Source organism: Thermus hydrothermalis (assembly GCF_022760925.1).
Lineage (GTDB): Bacteria > Deinococcota > Deinococci > Deinococcales > Thermaceae > Thermus > Thermus hydrothermalis.
This window is the reverse complement of sequence record NZ_JAKTNT010000023.1, coordinates 16,033-32,161: the sequence shown is the minus strand read 5'-3', so window position 1 is coordinate 32,161 and position 16,129 is coordinate 16,033. Positions and strand designations below refer to the sequence as shown.

The following is a 16,129-nucleotide window of genomic DNA, read 5'->3' as shown; positions in this document are numbered from 1 at the left end:
ATCGCACTCAGGAGGTCACGGGTTCGAGTCCCGTCGGCTCCACCAGCTCCAGAACGGAGTTTTTGACCCCCCGGGGAAGCCCGGGGGGTCGCTCTGTAGCAGAAACTGTAGCAGGGGTCTACAGGGGTCTACCGCCTAGCGGCCAACTTCTCGGTAAATGCGCCAGTCCCCTCATCGAGCAGCCTGGCGCCAGCGAGCGCCAGGTAGCCGAGTGCGCCGGCCTTGGAGTGCGCCAACCCGAGCTGGACCAACCTGGCAGCGGCCCGCTCCACCTCGTCCCATTCCCACGAACGGAGGTAGGCCCTCACCACCCTGGACCGGCTGAGCCCCTGGCGCTCGCGTTCCCACGCGTTGATCCAGTCCGCCAACCGGTTGGTGAGATAGGGATGCCCCTCCTCGGCCATCTCCACCAGGTTCCTCGCGGCGGACGGGTCTTCCGCGAGGATATAGTCCGCCACGGCCTCCGGCTCGCCCTCCTGCCAGGAGGCGAAACCGCTCTCCATGCCCTCCAGCAGCTCCACCAGCTTCTCACGGATCTCGGCCCTGGTCATCCTCATCACCTCCGAGTGTTAACATACATGTTAACACCCCTCCCTGTCAAGACCCCCCCGCCCATTACTACCACTATCCGCACAAATGGCTCATCAACGGCTCTAACCGATGTCCAGCACCCACCCCCGCCGCTCCTCCTCCAGGAGGTGGCGGTAGATGCCCAGGGTGATGTTCGGGTTTGCGTGGCCCATGCGCTCAGCCACCAGCTCCACGGGAGCCCCGTGGGCGAGGAGGAGGGAGCCGTAGGTGTGCCGGAGGTCGTGGACCCGCACCTGAGGGAGCCCGAGCCGGGCGAGGAGCCTGCGGAGGAGGCGGTCGGGAGCGTCCGGGTGGACGGGCTGGGAGGGGTCCCGCCCGGGGAAGAGCCAGCTCCTCTGCACCTCCTCCTCGCTGAGCCCCTGGACGCTCTCCCGGTAGGCCCTCAGGCGCTCCAGGGTGGTGGGGGGGATGGGGACCGCACGGTAGCCCGAGGAGGTTTTGGGTTCGGAGACAACCCCCTTCCCGCCCACCTTCGCCCACGCCCGGCGCACGTGGAGCACCCCCTCCTCGAGGTCCACGTCTTCCCACCGGAGGCCCAGAGCCTCGCCTCTTCGGAGCCCGCAGGTGAGCATGAGCCGGAGGGCGAGGGCGAGGGGGGAGGGGTGGGCGTCCAGCGCGGCGAGAAGTCTCCTAGCCTCATCGGGCTCCAAGGTTCTTCCCGGACTCTTCCTCGGCGGCCCCTTCACCTTCACGGGAGCCACGGGGTTGCGGTGGATGAGCTCCATCCGCACGGCGTCCTCAAAGACGGCGTGGAGGAGCCAGCGGATGTTCTTCATGGCGTGCGGGGTGAGCCTGAGCCCGTCCAGGTGCCGCCGGACGTGGAGGGGTTGGACGCTCTGGAGCCGCATGCGCCCAAAGCGGTCGTGAGCCGTGGGGTCCCTGAGGGAGGGTATGGCCTTCGCCAGGTGGTAGCGGTAGCTCTCCAGGGTGCGGGGGCGAACCTCCGCCGCCTTGCGCTTGAGCCAGTCCTCGGCCCAGTCCCGCACGGTGATCTGGGCGGGCTCGGCGAGGAGCCCCCGGTGGTGGAGCACCTGGAGCTCGGCGAGCTTACGGGCGACCTCCTGGCGGGTCCTGCCGTAGACGACCTTCCGCCGGGGGTTCCCGCGAGGGGTGTAGCCCACCGTGATGGCCCCGACCCAGAGCCCGTCCTTCCGCTGGTAGATGGACCCTTCTCCTGGAGGACGCTTGCGGGCCATGTCAGCGCAGGTGCTGGCTCAGCCAGGACTCGTAGTCCCGGTGGCTGACCTCCAGGGTGTAAAAGGTGGGGGGATTGCCCAGTAGGGTGAAAACCGTTCCCCCAACAGCCCGCTTCACGGGAGCCTTCTGCCGCACCTGGCCTAACGCTTTTTCTGCCCACGCTTTGGATTCGGCCTGGGGGTTGCCGTCAAAGGGGGCGGTGGCTAGGTAGGGGATAAACCATGAAGCGGTGGGCTTAGCGTTTATGCCGGACACAACCCCTTCGTAGTGGAGCACGCGGTCCCCGTATGAGGTAATCTCAACCCACATCTCCGCCCCGGTATCGGGGTCAACGGCTGCTGCCCATCGGCGCCACACCCCATCGATGACCCGTGAGGGTTCGGCGCTAAAGCGAAAGCCAAAGGGCGCTTTCTCCAGGTTCAGGGTGATGTCTACCCAGAAAAGCCCGGGTAGGACAGGGGGCGGAGGCATTTCCGCCTCCTGGGTTTTGGGGGGTTCGCTGGCCTGCTCCGTTTGCGAAGGTTGGGGAGATTGTGCAGGTTGCGAAGGTTGGGCAGATTGAACAGATTGGGCCGATTGGGGGTTTTGCGGTGTTTGCGGTGGAGGAATGAGGACCAGTCCGATGAGCGCCACCACCGCACCGAAGGCAAACATCCCCAGCCTTTCCTTCAGGGTCAGCGGCTTGGCCCCCTTGGGCGTTTTGGAAAGCGCCGCCATCACCACCAGCAGCCCCAGGATGAGCAGAACCCAGCCCACGACTACCTCCCCCTGGGCTTCACGCTCACCTTGCTGGGGTCAATGACGATCTGCACCACCACGCCCTGGATCTCCACCTCGTCCTGGCCCTGCACCACCATGGGGGGGACGTCCGGGTTCCAGGAGCGAAGCACCTGGTAACCGTCTTTGGGGAACCACTGCTTGAGATACCCGACCTCCTTTTCCCTGTGCCATGCCACCACGATGTCCCCAGGGCTAGGTTGCTTCTCCTTGGCCACCACCACAATGGCGCCTGGTGGGATGGCGAACGGGAGGTCTTCGCAGTACATGGAGTCCCCGTCCACCTCGAGAGCAAACAGGGTATAGCCCGAGTGCCGACTGACGACGCTGGAGTCCACCTCCACGTAGCCCATGGGTTCGGCCATGCTGTCCCCCCTTGCCGCTGATACTACACCCACCAGCGGGATGAGTTCCATGTAGGTCATGGACGCTTTCAACTTGGCGGGCATGGTGGGAAGCTCGATGCCGGTTTCGCGGGTGAACTCCTCTGGGGTCCACTGAAGCGCTTTGAGAAGGCGCGCGATGAGGTCAGGGTTCTGAACCCACATACGCCTAAGCGTGTAAGCAGGGCGCTCAAGCAGGTACATGTTTACCCAAGAGTGAGAACGCCCGAGGGCTCTACCCAGATCCGGCTGGCTTAGCCCCAACTCCCGCATCCTGCGCCGGATAGCTACCCCGGCCCGATCTCCGATCTCCACTCCCGCCGCCATAACCTTCCCTCCTTCGCCCTTATTGTCGCAGGGAGTTGACACACGAAGGAAGTGTGGTAGACTCTGAAACAGATGGCCGGGGTAGGTGAAACCATCAAGCAAAGGCGAGCGCAGCTTGGGCTAACGCAAAAAGAGCTTGCCGCCCGAGTAGGGATTAGCCGCCAGTACCTCGCAGAAATAGAAACCGGCCGGCGCAAGCCGACCCTGAACACCCTTGAACGGCTTTTTTTTTTTTTTTGCCCTTGGCCTTTCACTACAAGTGAAAACAGAGGAGGTTTCCAATGCCTAACCCCACGACCGCCCCACAGACCGCCCTGACCCAGCCCCTGGGCCACCCCGTGGCCTACAACATCGCCCAGGCGGCCAGAGTGCTGGGCATCGGGGAGCGCACCATGCGCTACCTCATCCGGGCCGGGCAGATCCGCGTGGCCCGGGTGGGGAGGAGGATCCTGGTCCCCCACTCCGCCCTCGTGGAGTTCGTGGAGCAGGGGGGCGTTGAACAGGTCCTTTACGGCCACGTGGCCGTGAGGAAGGCCAGGGTGGAGGCCCTGGCCTAGTGGAGGTGATACGAATGACTAGACAGGCGCAGGTTCAGTATACCACAGCTCTGCGGCGGGTGCTGGAGAAGTACCCAACCCTCCCCCCTCGGGAGCGCGGGGAGTCCTGGGAGGACTATCTCCAGCGCCTGGAGGACCGCCTCCGGGTGCTGGAGTACGCCTGGGGGGACTGGATGAAGTCCCCCCCTAGGCCCGAGCAGTACCTGGAGGACCCTCACTGGGCCTGGGCGTGGCCCAAGGCCCGGGGGGAAATCTACTTGCTCCGCATGGCTTTGCCGGAGCTCCGGCGGGCCCTCAAAGGGGTGCGCCATGCGTAGGGACTGGCGCACCGCCTGGTATCAGGCCAACTCCGAGGGACTGGTGGGGCGTCTCAGGGGCCTCGCGCGGTCCCGCCCCGAGGCCGCCAGGGCCCTGGCCACGCGGCTGGAGCGCGAGGGCTGGGGCCCCTGGTGGGAGCTCCTGGGGGACCTCCGGGCCCCCCGCGCCCTCTGCCCCGTGTGCCGGGGGGAGGGGGTGGTGTGGACGCATCCCATGGCTCGCTCGTGGGAAGTCCCCCAGGACCTCGCGGACGAGTGGTGGCAGGACTGCCACGCATGCGGCGGGGAGGGCCTGGTGCCCTTCCCCGTTGACGCAGGGGACTACGGGGAGGAAACCCCGTTCCCAATGGCCGAAGAAGGCCGAAGGAGGTAGATCATGGGGATCTTCAAAGGCATGGTACCAGAGCGGAACGGTGAGCAGGTGGTCAGGGAGCCCGGGACGTACGAGTTCCAGCTGGTGGAGGTGCAGGCTGGGCTGATGGCGAGCCAGTTCAGCGAGGAGCCCAAGCCCGCCCTGCGCTTCATCTTTGAGGACGACGAGGGGCGCCTCTCCGGTCTCGTCAACATCCCCTCCATCGGTAGAACCCCCGATGGCTCCTACGGGCTCCTCTACAACGAGAAGTCCAAGTTCTGGCAGGTGGTGGGGGCCCTCTGGGGCCGGGCGGTCGGGCCTCAGGAGGCGAGCCTCCTGGACATGGACATCCCCGGGGTGAAGAGCCCCGAGGACCTGAAGCGCCTGCCCTTCTTCTTCACGGAGGGGAAGGAGCCGGTGAAAGGGGTGATGATCCGCATGGGCGAGGAGGAGATCACCGCCCCCGGCAGGCCCGTGCTCCTCACCATCGCCACGAAGGAGAAGGGGGACCGGGTGGTGACCAACATCATCCAGTACGCCCCGGTCCCGAGGAAGCGGGCTCAGAAGGCGGCCCAGAAGGCGGCTGAAGACCTCTGGTAGGAGGAGCCATGGCCCACCGCGCCCTGTACGACACGACCCCGGAGGAGTGGCGCTACTACTCCTTCTCCCCCACGGCGGTGCGGTGGGCCAGGGTCGCCCTCGAGGCGGAGGGGTACGAGGTGGAAGCGCACGCCGCCCTGCTGGAGTTCGGCGTCCTCCTGGCGGCGTGGCACCCCGAGAAGGGGACCGGATTCCTCCTGGACGTCTACGATGTGAACCTCGTGGCGCGCCACGGCCCCGAAGCCCTCAGGAAGGGGCTCGTCCGGGGCTACGCCGCCAACCACGTCCGGGAGGACGAGCCCGGCTACCACATCCGCCGCTACGCCGAGGCGGCCCTGGCTCGCATCGTCAACGAGTTCGCCCGCGAGGCCACGCCGGGGAACCGCAACAACGCCCTGAACCGCATGGCCTACCAGCTCGGGCGACTGGTGGGCGGGGGGCTCATCTCCGAGGAGGAAGCGAGGGCGCTCCTCTTCGGGGAGGCAGAGAAGGTCTTCCAGCCCTCCGAACGCGCCGAGGTGGAGGGGACGGTCCGGTCGGGCCTCGAGGCCGGGAAGCGGAAGCCCGCCCCGCGCCCTGAGCGCCTGCTCGGCCTCAAGCCCAGGAAGGGGGTGGTGCCGCCGTGGAGAGAGTGAGCCTCGCCCCTCCGCCCCGCTTGAGCCGGGAGGAAGCCCTGAGCAGGGTGCAGGAGTGGATCCCGGGGGTGGAGCGCGTCCTCTGCATCCAGAGCACCCCCCGCCAGTACGTCCTCGTCCTGGAAGGCGGGCAGAAGGTGGACATCGGGAGCGTGGAGAGCCTGGCGAGCCAGCGGAAGGTGCGGGTGCGGGTGGCGGAGGTCCTAAAAGTGCTCCCCCGCTGGCTGGACCAGCGCTACTGGGACGACATGGCCCAGGCCATCATGGACGCCTCGGAGGACGTGGAGGCTCCCGAGGCGGAGGAGCTGGACCTCCTCCGGGCCTGGCTGGAGGCCTACCTGGACGAGCGCTCCCCCGCCCGGGAGGACGACCCCCAGGCGTGGGAGAGCCACTTCCGGATGGAGTTACCCCTCTACTGGAAGGGCGACCTCGCCATAAACGCCACGAACTTCGCCTCCTGGGTGGGAGACCGGAGGGGGCACCGCATCCGCCCCAGGGAGATGGCCCTCCTCCTCCGGCGCTACGGGGCGGAGCCCGTCAAGGTCCAGCGCAAGGGGAGTGGTGCCAACCGCACCCGGCGGTACTGGGCCATCCCGGCCTCCCTCCTGCCTCCCGAGTGGGTGCCTTCTGAGCCTTCCGAGGAGGCGGCTAATGAGAACGCGTTCGCAGGTAGTCAGATAGTCGGAACCCCCAGCGCATCTGACTACTTCGCGAATAGCGTCCTGGACGGCGAAAAGGTGGGAGGTAGTCAGGTAGTCAGATACAAAAACGAGCCGAACACCTCGCAATCATCTGACTACCTGACTACCGGAGGCACGAAGCCCGTGCAGAACGGGGTTTCTCGGGTAGTCAGATGGTCGGGCTCATCTGACTACCTGACTACCGCTAAGGGTGAGAAAGATTTCTCAACCGAAGAGGAGGGGGAGGTGCTAAGCGATGAAGGGGTTGACTGGTTCTAGCCGCCTCCGGGTCTACGGGCCGCCCGGGACGGGGAAGACCACGTGGCTCAAGGGCGAGGTGGAGCGGCTCCTCCGCTCCGGCGTGCCCGGGGAGGAGATCGCCGTGTGCTCTTTCTCCCGGGCGGCGTTCCGCGAGTTTGCCTCCAGGCTCGCCGGGCAGGTGCCCGAAGAGAACCTCGGGACCATCCACAGCCTGGCCTACCGGGCCATCGGTAGGCCTCCTCTGGCCCTGACGAAGGACGCCCTGAGCGACTGGAACCGCCGGGTGCCCGACACCTGGCGCATCACCCCGAGGGTGGACGGGAGGGGGGCGGAGCTCCTGGACGTCATGGACCCCTACGAGGACGAGGACTCGAGGCCCCCCGGGGACAAGCTCTACGACCGGGTGGTCTACCTCAGGAACACCCTCGCCCCCATGGCGGCCTGGAGCGAGGAGGAGCGGGTCTTCTTCCAGACCTGGAAGGCCTGGATGAACTCTGAAGGGCTGGTGGACTTCCCCGGGATGCTGGAAATGGCCCTGGCGAAGCCCGGCGGCCTCGGGGTGCGCTTCTTCCTGGTAGACGAGGCCCAGGACCTCACCCCGCTCCAGCTCCTCCTGGTGGAGAAGTGGGCTCACGGGGCCCGGCTCGCCCTGGTGGGGGACGACGACCAGGCCATCTACGGCTTCATGGGAGCGGACGGGGCCTCGTTCCTCGGGGTCCCGGTGGAAGACGAGCTTGTCCTAGGTCAATCCTACCGCGTCCCCGCCAGGGTGCAACGGGTGGCGGAGGCCGTCATCCGCCGGGCGCAGAACCGGGCCCCGAAGCGCTACGCCCCCCGTGGGGACGAGGGAGAGGTGCGCCTCCTCTGGGTGCCCCCGGAAGACCCCTACCACGCTGTGGTGGATGCCTTGGAGCGGGTAAACCGGGGGGAGAGCGTCCTCTTCCTGGCCACGGCGAAGTACCTCCTGGAGGAGCTGAAACGTGAACTCCTCCGCGTGGGGGAGCCGTACGCCAATCCGTACGCCCCCCACCGGCACAGCTTCAACCTCTTCCCCCAGGGGGCGAGGAGCGCCTGGGAGAAGGCGCGGAGCTTCCTCTTCCCCAACCGCATCGCGGCGGACGTGAAGGCGTGGACCAAGCACGTGAGCTCCAAGGTCTTCGCCGTGAAGGGGGAGGAGGCGAGGCGGTACATAGAGAGCTTCCCGGACGAGGAGAAGGTGGGGGACGACCACCCCATCTGGAACGTCTTCCGCCCGGAGCACCGTCCGCACGCCGTGGGGCGGGACGTGTCCTGGCTCCTGGACCACCTCCTGGGGAACGCCCCCAAGACGATGAGGCAGAGCCTCATGGTGGCCCTGAAGAGCCCGGAGGCGGTCCTCCAGGGGAGGGCCCGGGTTTGGATCGGGACGATCCACAGCGTGAAGGGCGGCGAAGCGGACTGGGTGTACGTCTGGCCTGGGTACACGAGAAAGGCGGCTAGGGAGCACCCGGACCAGCTACACAGGCTCTTCTACGTGGCCGCCACCCGGGCGAGGAAGGGGCTCGTGCTCATGGACCAGGGGAAGGCCCCGCACGCCTACCCCTGGCCCGCCGTGAGGGAAGAGGTGGAGGTGGACGTATGGTGAGGAAGGCGCTGGAGGTCATCCGGGAGGCCGAAGCGAGGGGGCTTCGCTTCGTGGAGCAGGACGGGCGCCTCGGCCTCGAGGGGCCCGAAGAGGTTCGGGCGGCGTTCCGCCAGGAGTACGGGGAGGTCATCCCGATCTTGAAGGGGGCCATCCTCGCCCTCCTCCGGGACGAGGCCCGCCTGGACGAGGCCATGGAGGCCAGGCTGGAGTTCGCCCTGGCCTACGAGGCGAAGCTGGAGACGGAAGCAGAGGAGGACGGAGCCCCAGACTGGCTCGCCTACACCATGTGGTGCCTCCTGGCGGACGCGCTGAACGGCTTCGTCCTCCGGGGGCTCGGGGACGACTGGCCTAAGGTCCAGGCCGCCGTGGCGAGCGGAAAGGGGCGGGAGCTCCGGGAGCGGGCCTTGGAGCGGTGGGCGGAGGCGTACAAGGCTATGGAGGCCCACCGCTTCCGGATGCGCTGGGAGGACGAGGCCTGGCGCGAGGAGCTCCGCCGCATGGGCCAGGAGGCGGAGCTATGGGCCTGGCGGGCCTGGCTGGTGGAGCTCGCCAAGAAGAACCCTGAGGCCGAAGGCCAGGACGAGCTGGACCCGTGGGTGGACCTCCGCCCCTGGGTGGCGTGGTTCGCCCGGAACGGGAAGCGGCTCGGACTCGTTTGGAAGGAAGCGGCGTGAGGAGGTAGGCCGTGGTAGTTCGCATCCTCAACCGCAGTGATGGCGGGTCGGGGGTTTACGTTGGCCGCCCTTCCCGCTTCGGGAACCCCTACCGCGTGGGCGAGGACGGCACGCGTGAGCAGGTCATAGCCCTCTACCGCGAGTATTTCGCGGCCAAGTCGGAGTTTGATAGCCGCTTCCGCGAGGCCCTGGAAGCCCTCTACGCCAAGGTCAGGCGCCACGGCGAACTGAACCTCGTGTGCTGGTGCGCTCCGAAGCCGTGCCATGCCGAGGTCATCGCCGAGTGGATTGCGCGGAGGGGAAAGGAGGAGGGCCTCGAGGTTCGGGTGGAGGTGGCCCGTGCAAGGAGCGGTAGTGGTGGCGGCGTACTGCCCGGCCACGGCCACGTGGGAGGCCGTGGTCATCGCCGGAGGTAGGGTCGTGGGCTACGGTTCCAGCCCGGACTACGGCGTGGCTGTGGAAGCGGCCATTCTGGAGGCTCGGGCCAGGGGCGTCCACGCCGCCTTCCCCCCTTCTCGTCCTCGCCCTACCCTCGCGTGGTTTTGGGAATGGCTTAGGGAGGTGCTATGAGAGCCAACGTCTTCATCGCCTCAAGACGAAGCGAGGAGGGGTCCCGGCTCCTCTGGCGCAACGTCCCGGTGGAGACGGCGAAGAGGCTCTGCCCCCTGGAAGAGACCTGCTGGGCGCAGTCCATGCTCGTCTGGGCCTACTGCGACTCCCTCGGCCTCCACCCCGGCGACCCCGTGGTGGACAACGGGTCCTCGGACCATCTTTTGACCGAGGAGGAGCGGAAGGAGGTCCTGTGCTGGGACGGGCGCGGGTGGGTGCCCGTGGCGGAAAGGAGGAAGGGATGAAGCTGGACGAGTTCTACACCGTCCCCTGCCCCGTGGAAGGGTGCGAGAAGAAGGCCACGGTGCACAGGAGCATGCCCGCCGGGTACACGGGCCTCTGCCCGTGCCAGGCGGTGAGGCTCCGGGTGGGCTGGTCCACCACCGCCGACTACGACCGTGTCCCCTACCTGGTGGTCCTGCTGGAGGAGCCGGAGAGGAGGCGGAGGAAGCCATGAGGCCGTTGAGGTGGCGCTACCACTACCGGGGGCAAGAAGGCCAGATATCCGGGGAGGACGTGGAGCACGCGGCCATCAGGCTTGCCCGTGTCTACGGCCTGGTGCGCGGTCAGATGCAGGCCGAGGTAGCGGTGATGGGCTACCAGGCGAAAGGTGGCGTGTGGTGGGCGGAGGTCCGTGTCCGCTCTATTCGCCGCGCTGGAGGGTCCCCGGTGGTGGAGCGGGAGGCCCTTTTTCTTCTCAGCGCTGTGGAAAAGAGGTGGGGTTGGGCAAGTACGCCATCGGAGGAGCCGAAGAAGCGGAGGAGGGTATGACGCTAGCCGATTTAGTCGTGGCCTACATCCTCGCCATCGCCACGGGGCTCACTGTCCTCCTCCGGCCTCGCCGCGAACCCCTGCCGGAGGGGGCTAGCGTGGGGTTCGTTCTGCTCGTGGGGGTGTTATGGGCGGTGTTTCTCCTCGCGCTAAGCCTATGGTCCTAGAGGCCGCCCTCCCCTGGCCGCCCTCGGTGAACCACTACTGGGCGGCCAGGGGGAATGGCCGCTACCTCGCCCCCCACGCCCAGCGGTGGCACAAGGAGGCGTGGGCCATCCTGCGCGGCACGTGGCGCGGGAAGCCCATGCGGGGGGAGGTGGCGGTGCTCGTCGTCCTTCATCCCCCGGACCGGAGGAGGCGGGACCTGGACAACATCCTGAAGGCGGTCCTGGACGCGCTCGTGCACGCGAGCGTGCTCCAGGACGACTCCCAGGTGGCGGAGCTTCACGCCGTGCGGCGAGAGGTGCGCCGTCCTGGAAGCGTTCACGTGCGGGTGGAGGCGTTATGACCCCGAAAGAGGCTATAGAGAGGCTGAAACATTGGCCGGAGATGACGGAGCTGGAGAAACTCTACTGGCTCCGGGTGGCGGTGCAAATCAAGGAGTCCATGATCGTCAGGCTCTACGAGGAAATCCTCTCTCAGGCCAGCGGCAATCTCACCCCCGCTGACGGCGAGCTCTGGGAGGTTTGGCGCGAGCTTTTCCGCTGACCCTCACGGGCTGGGAGGTCCAACCCCTCCCGGCACCGAGGTACCGGCCCAATCGGCGGTTTCCGGTGCCGCCTCACCAAAACCGGGGCCCCAACAAAATCTTGGGGTGGACACCGCTCCCACCGGGCGCTCGGAGGGCCGGGGGCGCCTGAGGAGGGGCGGGTAGGAGGAGGTGGAAGTGCCTAGGCGGTGCACCATCTGCACCCATCCCCAGCGGGAGGAGATAGACCGGGCGCTGGTGGAAGGTGAGTCGTTTCGGAACATAGCGGAACGCTTTGGCGTTTCGCTCGGCGCCCTTCACCGCCACCGTGAGCACGTTCAGGACGATGTTCAACGGGCGGTTGAAGCCAAGGCGGTCCAGGTCGGCGTGTCCGTTTTGGACCGCATCAGGGAGCTAAACCGCGAGGCCCGCGCTCTTCTGGACGAAGCTCGCTCAAAGGGACGCTACGCGGCGGCGGTCCAGGCGATTGGAGCGGCTACCAGGCTTTTGGAACTAGAGGCCAAGCTCCTCGGGGAGCTAGACGAGCGTCCCAGCGTCCAGGTGGCGCTGGTGGCGAGCCCGGAGTGGGCCCGGCTGAGGGCGGTGGTCCTCGAGGCCCTGGCCCCCTACCCCGAGGCCAGGGCCGCCCTGGTGGAACGTCTGGAGGCGGAGGGTGCGTGAGCTCGCCCAGGACCTGGCCCTCGCCCTAGACCCCACGGTGGTCCTCAAGCGGGCGGGTGTCACGCCCGCCCCCTGGCAGCGGCGGGCCCTCCTCTCCCCGTCCCCCCGCCTCCTCCTTCTCGCCTCGCGTCAGGCGGGGAAGAGCACCACCGCCGCCGCTCTCGCCCTCCACACCGCCCTGGTGCGCCAGGAGGCCACGGTGCTCCTCATCGCCCCCTCCCAGCGGCAGAGCCAGGAGCTCGCCAACCGGGTGCGGCGCTTCGCCCAGGTCCTCGGCCTGGACCTCCGGGCGGAGAGCGCTCTTCGGTTGGAGCTCCGAGGGGGGAGCCGGGTCATCGCCCTGCCCGCCAAAGAGGGGACCATCCGAGGGTACAGCGCCCACCTCGTGGTCCTGGACGAGGCCGCGTGGATCCCCGACGACCTCTACGCCGCCGTGCGCCCCATGCTGGCCGCCACCCGTGGCCGTCTGGTGGCCATCTCCACCCCCTTCGGCACCCGGGGCTGGTTCTGGCGGGAGTGGGTGGGGGGTGAGGGGTGGGAGCGGGTCATGGTGACGGCCTACGACGTCCCCCACCTGGACCCGGCCTTCCTGGAGGAGGAGCGCCGGGCGTTGGGCGAGTGGCGCTTCCGGCAGGAGTACCTGTGCGAGTTCCTCTCCTCGGGCGGGGCCATCCCCGAGGAGGACGTGGAGCGGGCCACACGCCTCCCCGGCCCCGAGGAGCCCCGGGAGGGGCGGCGCTACGTGGCGGGGCTGGACCTCGCCCGCGTCCACGACTGGACCGCCCTCGCCATCGTGGACGCCACGGAGCCCGAGGCCATGCGCCTGGTGCGCCTGGAGCGCTGGCGGGCAGAGTGGGAAGAGACGGTGGAGCGGGTCCTGAGCCTCGTCCGCCCCTACGCCCCGAGGCTACTCGTGGACGCCACGGGCGTGGGGGATCCGGTCTACGAGCGCCTGCGGCGGGCCTATCCCAATGTCTACCCGTACCGGTTTTCCCACGCCACAAAGCCCCCCCTGGTCACCGAACTTCGCCTGGCCCTCGCCGAGGGGAGGCTCCTCCTCTACCCCGAGCCCGCCCTCCTCGGGGAGCTCCGGGCCCTCGAGGCCCGCCAGACGACCTACGGGGTGAGCTACGAGGCCCCGTCCGGGGCGCACGACGACACGGTGATGGCCCTGGCCCTCGCGGTGTGGGCGGCCCGGCATGCGGCCCCTACAGGTGGGCCCTACCGGGTGAAGGGGAGGTGGTAGTGGGCTCCAAAGAGTTGTATGCTAGGGCTAAGCTGGGCAGAACTCTACCCTGCCCCAGGTGCGGCTCCACGGAGGTGGAGTCCAGGGGGCGGGTGGGCGTGGAGGGGGTATGGCCGGACGTGATGCTGGTGCGGCGGTACAGGTGCAGGTCCTGCGGGCTCACCTACGAGAGCGCCGAGGTCGCTCTGACGTTGACCCCGCCCTCCTCGTCTGGGGCGCTCTGAACGCCCGCATGCGCCGCGTGGGGCCTCCCGGCCGGGGGCGCCGGGAGGAGGTGGAGCGGCTGGTGGGTCAGGCGGGGAGCTACGCCCTGCAGGTGGGGGGGCGCTGGTATCCCTGGGACGTGGTGAGGGCGGCGCTCCGCAGGGCCCTGGAGCTGGACCGCCCGCCCCACGAGCGGAGCCAGGAGGCGAAGGACCTGGCGGCCTTCCTCTGGTCCACCACCCCCAACCGGGTGGGCTATGTCCTAGCCCGCCCCAGGCTCCTCCAGATATGGAGGGAGATTCATGGCTAAGGTGAATACCTACCAGGAGCCTCGGGGCTGGCTCCGGGCCGAGTGGACCCCGGCGGAGGTCCGCACCGTCTGGGCCATCGCCCAGCAGGGGGACATGCGGCCCGTGGCCGAACTGGCCCGTGCCCTTCTGGGAGACGACCGGGTGGCGGGGGTGATGACGACTCGGGTGCGGGCCCTTTTGGGGCTTCCCTTCAGCGTGGAGCCCGCCCCCGGGGGCAAGCGCCAGGCGGCCCTCTTGGAGGAGCGCTGGTGGGACGTGTTCCCGGAGCACATAGTGCACGACTTGGTGGTTTGGGGGCTCCTCACGGGGGTTGGGCTTGCCGCCATCTCCTGGAAAGAGGAGGACGGGCTAGTCTGGCCCCAGCTGGACGTGTGGCACCCCGGGGCCCTGCGCTGGCGGGAGGGAGCGTGGTGGGTGCGGGATGCCCAGGGGCAGGAGCACCCCTTGCAGGAGGGGCTCTGGCTGCTCTACACCCCCTACGGCCCCAAGCGCCCCTGGGAGCGGGGCCTGTGGCGGGCCCTAGCCCTGCCCTGGCTGGTGAAGCTGGACGCCATCCGCTACTGGGCCCGGGACAACGAGGTGGGGGCGCTCCGGGTGGCCACCGCTGAGGGCCCGGCTGGGGCCACGGGCCAGGAGCTGGCCCAGCTGTTGGCCGACCTAGGAGGGGACACGGGCCTGGTGCTGCCGGAGGGGTGGAGGCTGGAAATGGTAGCTCCACCAGACGGGGTATGGCGGTCCAAGGAGGCCGCCATCGCCTGGGCGGATCGGGCCATCGCTGTGGCCGTGCTGGGGCAGAACCTGACCACGGAGGTCCAGAGGGGGAGCTACGCCGCGGCTCTGGTACACGCCCAAGTGCGCCAGGACCTGTTGGAGGCGGACGCCGAGGGTTTGGCCACCGCCCTCAGGCAGATCCTCCTCCGGTGGGCGGAGTATAACTTTGGCCGCCCGGAACTGGCTCCCTGGCCGCGTTGGGACCCCACCCTTCCGCAAGACCGGCAGGCCGAGGCCGAAACCCTGGCTCGCCTGGCCAACGCTGTGGCTACGTTCGCCCAGGCAGGGGTGCCCCTGGACCTCGAGGCCCTGGCGGAGCAGTACGGCATCCCCCTGCGCCGGGTGGAGGGGTTGCGGCGGGTGCGCCTGGCTTCGGGGGACAGCCCCCAGGAAGCCCCCGGCTTTGTGCAGGGGCAGCTCTACGCCGATGCCGTGGCGGACCGGCTCCTCCAGCGCCTGCCCGACCCCCTGGAGGGGTTGGAGGAGGAGCTGGCCCGGGCCGGGAGCTACGAGGAGGTGCGGGACCTCCTCATGCGCCGCTTCCGGGAGGCCTCCCCCGAGGAGGTGGCCGCCCTCACGGAGCGGGCCCTGGTCCTCGCGGGACTGGCGGGGCGGTACTCGGTGATCCGCGATGTGGAGCGTTAGCGCCGATCCCCTCCGCTTCCAGGAGGCGGCGGAGTGGTTCCGGGGCAAGGTGCCCCTCCTCAAGGGGGAGTGGGGCCAGCTCACCCAGGAGGCCCGGCGGCGGGCCTTCACCGCCGCCGGGGTGGCCCTCTTGGACCGCCTCGCCCTTCTCCACCAGAGCGTCCTCCGGGCCCTGGAGGAGGGGACGCCCCTGGAGGAGTGGCGGCAGGAGGCCCTGCGCGTCCTCGGGGGGAGGTGGAGCTACGGCCACCTGGAGACCATCTTCCGCAACAACGTCCAGGCCGCCTACTCCGCCGGGAGGTGGGACCAGCTCCAGGACCCCGCCGTGCGTCGCTCCCACCCCTACCTCATGTACGATGCCGTGCTGGACAGCCGCACCACGGAGATCTGCCGGGCCCGGGACGGGGTGGTGCGCCCGGCGGACGACCCGTGGTGGAGGTCCAACTGGCCCCCCCTCCACCACAACTGCCGGAGCGGGGTGCGGGCCCTCACCCGCGCGGAGGCCGAGCGGCGGGGCGTGACCCAGACCCTGCCCAGCCTCCCCCCGCAGGAGGGCTTCGGCCTCTCCCCGGCGGAGGAGGAGTGGGCCGAGGGCTACGCCAAGGGCCAAAGGGACGCCGCCCGCCTCCCCTGGGCGCCCGCCTTCGCCGGGGAGCCGCCCGACTGGCGCTCCTACGGCCTACCTGAACGCCTGGACCCTACGCCCGCCCCCGGAGACCTCCTGCCCACGCTGGCGGAGGTGGGGGAGGCGCGCTTCCTCGCCCTCCTGGAGGAGCGCTTGGGAGGCCTCCCCGCCCTCCTCGTGGACCCCACGGGCCTCCCCGTGCTGGTGGACCGGGGGCTCGTGGGCCACCTCAAGGGGGATGGGCGGGAGCGCTTCCTCGCCTGGCTCCCAGACCTGGTGCGGACCCCCCAGGAGGTCTGGCTCCTCCCCCTTCAGCACGAGCGGCGAGTGGTCTTCCGCCAGCGGTACCTGAAGGTCTACCGGGAGGGGCGGGACCGGCACCTGGTCCTCTCGGCGGAGGTGCACCGGGGGGTCCTGGCGGCCCTGACCTTCATAGAGACCAAAAACTACGCTTATCTGCAGAACCAGAGGGTGGGGTTCCTCCGCTGGCCGTAAAAAGGGCAACGGCCCCCTGGAGGGCCGCGCGTCCTGCACCGGGCTATCGGGAACCCAGGCCCAGCCCGGTGGGTTTGCCCTGATTCTAGCACCCCTTGTAGCGGAGTG

The 16,129-nt window shown here is 68.8% G+C and carries 26 protein-coding genes; 22 read left to right on the top strand and 4 right to left on the bottom strand.

The annotated features are described in order from the left end of the window. Window positions 1-128 precede the first annotated feature (128 nt). The 4 genes from L0C60_RS11910 to L0C60_RS11895 form a co-directional block, all read right to left on the bottom strand. Window positions 129-551, bottom strand: coding sequence for a hypothetical protein (locus L0C60_RS11910; protein WP_243092868.1), 423 nt, complete (start codon window positions 549-551; stop codon window positions 129-131). 102 nt (window positions 552-653) lie between these two features. After that, the gene (locus L0C60_RS11905; protein WP_243092867.1) at window positions 654-1,787 is read right to left on the bottom strand and encodes a tyrosine-type recombinase/integrase; all 1,134 of its coding nucleotides are present in this window, start codon (window positions 1,785-1,787) and stop codon (window positions 654-656) included. Window position 1,788: 1 nt separating this feature from the next. Then, on the bottom strand, window positions 1,789-2,544 hold the full coding sequence (locus L0C60_RS11900; RefSeq protein WP_243092866.1) for a hypothetical protein: 756 nt from the start codon (window positions 2,542-2,544) through the stop codon (window positions 1,789-1,791). A gap of 2 nt (window positions 2,545-2,546) precedes the next feature. Further along, window positions 2,547-3,113: a LexA family protein gene (locus L0C60_RS11895; protein ID WP_243092865.1), complete on the bottom strand. Its 567-nt coding sequence runs from the start codon at window positions 3,111-3,113 to the stop codon at window positions 2,547-2,549. A 234-nt stretch (window positions 3,114-3,347) separates the two neighbouring features. Between L0C60_RS11895 and L0C60_RS12985 the strand changes: the two genes are divergently transcribed. From L0C60_RS12985 to L0C60_RS11795, 22 genes are all read left to right on the top strand, one after another. Next, window positions 3,348-3,593, top strand: coding sequence for a helix-turn-helix domain-containing protein (locus L0C60_RS12985; RefSeq protein ID WP_423247977.1), 246 nt, complete (start codon window positions 3,348-3,350; stop codon window positions 3,591-3,593). Further along, window positions 3,557-3,832, top strand: coding sequence for a helix-turn-helix domain-containing protein (locus tag L0C60_RS11890; RefSeq protein ID WP_243092864.1), 276 nt, complete (start codon window positions 3,557-3,559; stop codon window positions 3,830-3,832). The genes L0C60_RS12985 and L0C60_RS11890 overlap by 37 nt, the downstream gene beginning before the upstream one ends. Window positions 3,833-3,846: 14 nt before the next feature. Beyond that, window positions 3,847-4,149, top strand: coding sequence for a hypothetical protein (locus L0C60_RS11885; protein ID WP_243092863.1), 303 nt, complete (start codon window positions 3,847-3,849; stop codon window positions 4,147-4,149). Then, on the top strand, window positions 4,142-4,522 hold the full coding sequence (locus L0C60_RS11880; protein WP_243092862.1) for a hypothetical protein: 381 nt from the start codon (window positions 4,142-4,144) through the stop codon (window positions 4,520-4,522). The genes L0C60_RS11885 and L0C60_RS11880 overlap by 8 nt, the downstream gene beginning before the upstream one ends. Window positions 4,523-4,525: 3 nt before the next feature. Further along, a complete protein-coding gene (locus L0C60_RS11875; RefSeq protein WP_243092861.1) occupies window positions 4,526-5,101 on the top strand; it encodes a hypothetical protein in 576 nt (191 codons plus the stop codon). Between the two features lie 8 nt (window positions 5,102-5,109). After that, window positions 5,110-5,736: a hypothetical protein gene (locus L0C60_RS11870; RefSeq protein ID WP_243092860.1), complete on the top strand. Its 627-nt coding sequence runs from the start codon at window positions 5,110-5,112 to the stop codon at window positions 5,734-5,736. Further along, on the top strand, window positions 5,724-6,695 hold the full coding sequence (locus L0C60_RS11865) for a hypothetical protein (protein WP_243092859.1): 972 nt from the start codon (window positions 5,724-5,726) through the stop codon (window positions 6,693-6,695). The genes L0C60_RS11870 and L0C60_RS11865 overlap by 13 nt, the downstream gene beginning before the upstream one ends. After that, complete coding sequence (locus tag L0C60_RS11860; protein ID WP_243092858.1) at window positions 6,673-8,301, top strand: ATP-dependent helicase; 1,629 nt, start codon at window positions 6,673-6,675, stop codon at window positions 8,299-8,301. The genes L0C60_RS11865 and L0C60_RS11860 overlap by 23 nt, the downstream gene beginning before the upstream one ends. Continuing rightward, window positions 8,295-8,975, top strand: coding sequence for a hypothetical protein (locus L0C60_RS11855; RefSeq protein ID WP_243092857.1), 681 nt, complete (start codon window positions 8,295-8,297; stop codon window positions 8,973-8,975). Before L0C60_RS11860 ends, L0C60_RS11855 begins: the two co-directional genes overlap by 7 nt. 11 nt (window positions 8,976-8,986) lie before the next feature. After that, on the top strand, window positions 8,987-9,391 hold the full coding sequence (locus L0C60_RS12980) for a DUF4326 domain-containing protein (RefSeq protein ID WP_423247976.1): 405 nt from the start codon (window positions 8,987-8,989) through the stop codon (window positions 9,389-9,391). Then, complete coding sequence (locus L0C60_RS11850) at window positions 9,315-9,545, top strand: hypothetical protein (protein ID WP_243092856.1); 231 nt, start codon at window positions 9,315-9,317, stop codon at window positions 9,543-9,545. The genes L0C60_RS12980 and L0C60_RS11850 overlap by 77 nt, the downstream gene beginning before the upstream one ends. Beyond that, window positions 9,542-9,829 (top strand): hypothetical protein, encoded by a 288-nt coding sequence (locus L0C60_RS11845; RefSeq protein ID WP_243092855.1) that lies wholly within the window; start codon window positions 9,542-9,544, stop codon window positions 9,827-9,829. Before L0C60_RS11850 ends, L0C60_RS11845 begins: the two co-directional genes overlap by 4 nt. Continuing rightward, window positions 9,826-10,041 (top strand): hypothetical protein, encoded by a 216-nt coding sequence (locus L0C60_RS11840; protein ID WP_243092854.1) that lies wholly within the window; start codon window positions 9,826-9,828, stop codon window positions 10,039-10,041. The genes L0C60_RS11845 and L0C60_RS11840 overlap by 4 nt, the downstream gene beginning before the upstream one ends. Continuing rightward, a complete protein-coding gene (locus tag L0C60_RS11835; RefSeq protein WP_243092853.1) occupies window positions 10,038-10,355 on the top strand; it encodes a hypothetical protein in 318 nt (105 codons plus the stop codon). The genes L0C60_RS11840 and L0C60_RS11835 overlap by 4 nt, the downstream gene beginning before the upstream one ends. Continuing rightward, complete coding sequence (locus L0C60_RS11830) at window positions 10,352-10,522, top strand: hypothetical protein (RefSeq protein ID WP_243092852.1); 171 nt, start codon at window positions 10,352-10,354, stop codon at window positions 10,520-10,522. Before L0C60_RS11835 ends, L0C60_RS11830 begins: the two co-directional genes overlap by 4 nt. Further along, window positions 10,513-10,863: a RusA family crossover junction endodeoxyribonuclease gene (locus tag L0C60_RS11825; RefSeq protein ID WP_243092851.1), complete on the top strand. Its 351-nt coding sequence runs from the start codon at window positions 10,513-10,515 to the stop codon at window positions 10,861-10,863. The genes L0C60_RS11830 and L0C60_RS11825 overlap by 10 nt, the downstream gene beginning before the upstream one ends. After that, window positions 10,860-11,063, top strand: a complete 204-nt coding sequence (locus tag L0C60_RS11820) for a hypothetical protein (RefSeq protein ID WP_243092850.1) — start codon at window positions 10,860-10,862, stop codon at window positions 11,061-11,063. The genes L0C60_RS11825 and L0C60_RS11820 overlap by 4 nt, the downstream gene beginning before the upstream one ends. A gap of 172 nt (window positions 11,064-11,235) precedes the next feature. Further along, on the top strand, window positions 11,236-11,724 hold the full coding sequence (locus tag L0C60_RS11815; RefSeq protein ID WP_243092849.1) for a hypothetical protein: 489 nt from the start codon (window positions 11,236-11,238) through the stop codon (window positions 11,722-11,724). Beyond that, a complete protein-coding gene (locus L0C60_RS11810) occupies window positions 11,717-12,970 on the top strand; it encodes a terminase large subunit domain-containing protein (RefSeq protein ID WP_243092848.1) in 1,254 nt (417 codons plus the stop codon). The genes L0C60_RS11815 and L0C60_RS11810 overlap by 8 nt, the downstream gene beginning before the upstream one ends. Before the next feature lie 232 nt (window positions 12,971-13,202). Then, complete coding sequence (locus tag L0C60_RS11805) at window positions 13,203-13,484, top strand: hypothetical protein (protein WP_243092847.1); 282 nt, start codon at window positions 13,203-13,205, stop codon at window positions 13,482-13,484. Beyond that, window positions 13,477-14,901 (top strand): phage portal protein family protein, encoded by a 1,425-nt coding sequence (locus L0C60_RS11800; protein WP_243092846.1) that lies wholly within the window; start codon window positions 13,477-13,479, stop codon window positions 14,899-14,901. Before L0C60_RS11805 ends, L0C60_RS11800 begins: the two co-directional genes overlap by 8 nt. Continuing rightward, entirely contained in the window at window positions 14,888-16,021 is a 1,134-nt protein-coding gene (locus L0C60_RS11795) for a PBECR2 nuclease fold domain-containing protein (RefSeq protein WP_243092845.1), read from the top strand. The genes L0C60_RS11800 and L0C60_RS11795 overlap by 14 nt, the downstream gene beginning before the upstream one ends. Window positions 16,022-16,129: the final 108 nt, after the last annotated feature.

Coding starts and splice junctions, on each gene's coding strand:
- L0C60_RS11825 (WP_243092851.1), top strand. CDS start 10,513: ATGGTCCTAGAGGCCGCCCTCCCCTGGCCGCCCTCGGTGAACCACTAC.
- L0C60_RS11870 (WP_243092860.1), top strand. CDS start 5,110: ATGGCCCACCGCGCCCTGTACGACACGACCCCGGAGGAGTGGCGCTAC.
- L0C60_RS11890 (WP_243092864.1), top strand. CDS start 3,557: ATGCCTAACCCCACGACCGCCCCACAGACCGCCCTGACCCAGCCCCTG.
- L0C60_RS11880 (WP_243092862.1), top strand. CDS start 4,142: ATGCGTAGGGACTGGCGCACCGCCTGGTATCAGGCCAACTCCGAGGGA.
- L0C60_RS11895 (WP_243092865.1), bottom strand. CDS start 3,113: ATGTGGGTTCAGAACCCTGACCTCATCGCGCGCCTTCTCAAAGCGCTT.
- L0C60_RS11830 (WP_243092852.1), top strand. CDS start 10,352: ATGACGCTAGCCGATTTAGTCGTGGCCTACATCCTCGCCATCGCCACG.
- L0C60_RS11800 (WP_243092846.1), top strand. CDS start 13,477: ATGGCTAAGGTGAATACCTACCAGGAGCCTCGGGGCTGGCTCCGGGCC.
- L0C60_RS12985 (WP_423247977.1), top strand. CDS start 3,348: ATGGCCGGGGTAGGTGAAACCATCAAGCAAAGGCGAGCGCAGCTTGGG.
- L0C60_RS11860 (WP_243092858.1), top strand. CDS start 6,673: ATGAAGGGGTTGACTGGTTCTAGCCGCCTCCGGGTCTACGGGCCGCCC.
- L0C60_RS11805 (WP_243092847.1), top strand. CDS start 13,203: ATGCGCCGCGTGGGGCCTCCCGGCCGGGGGCGCCGGGAGGAGGTGGAG.
- L0C60_RS11885 (WP_243092863.1), top strand. CDS start 3,847: ATGACTAGACAGGCGCAGGTTCAGTATACCACAGCTCTGCGGCGGGTG.
- L0C60_RS11795 (WP_243092845.1), top strand. CDS start 14,888: ATGTGGAGCGTTAGCGCCGATCCCCTCCGCTTCCAGGAGGCGGCGGAG.
- L0C60_RS11855 (WP_243092857.1), top strand. CDS start 8,295: ATGGTGAGGAAGGCGCTGGAGGTCATCCGGGAGGCCGAAGCGAGGGGG.
- L0C60_RS11875 (WP_243092861.1), top strand. CDS start 4,526: ATGGGGATCTTCAAAGGCATGGTACCAGAGCGGAACGGTGAGCAGGTG.
- L0C60_RS11905 (WP_243092867.1), bottom strand. CDS start 1,787: ATGGCCCGCAAGCGTCCTCCAGGAGAAGGGTCCATCTACCAGCGGAAG.
- L0C60_RS11820 (WP_243092850.1), top strand. CDS start 10,860: ATGACCCCGAAAGAGGCTATAGAGAGGCTGAAACATTGGCCGGAGATG.
- L0C60_RS11835 (WP_243092853.1), top strand. CDS start 10,038: ATGAGGCCGTTGAGGTGGCGCTACCACTACCGGGGGCAAGAAGGCCAG.
- L0C60_RS11840 (WP_243092854.1), top strand. CDS start 9,826: ATGAAGCTGGACGAGTTCTACACCGTCCCCTGCCCCGTGGAAGGGTGC.
- L0C60_RS11910 (WP_243092868.1), bottom strand. CDS start 551: ATGACCAGGGCCGAGATCCGTGAGAAGCTGGTGGAGCTGCTGGAGGGC.
- L0C60_RS11845 (WP_243092855.1), top strand. CDS start 9,542: ATGAGAGCCAACGTCTTCATCGCCTCAAGACGAAGCGAGGAGGGGTCC.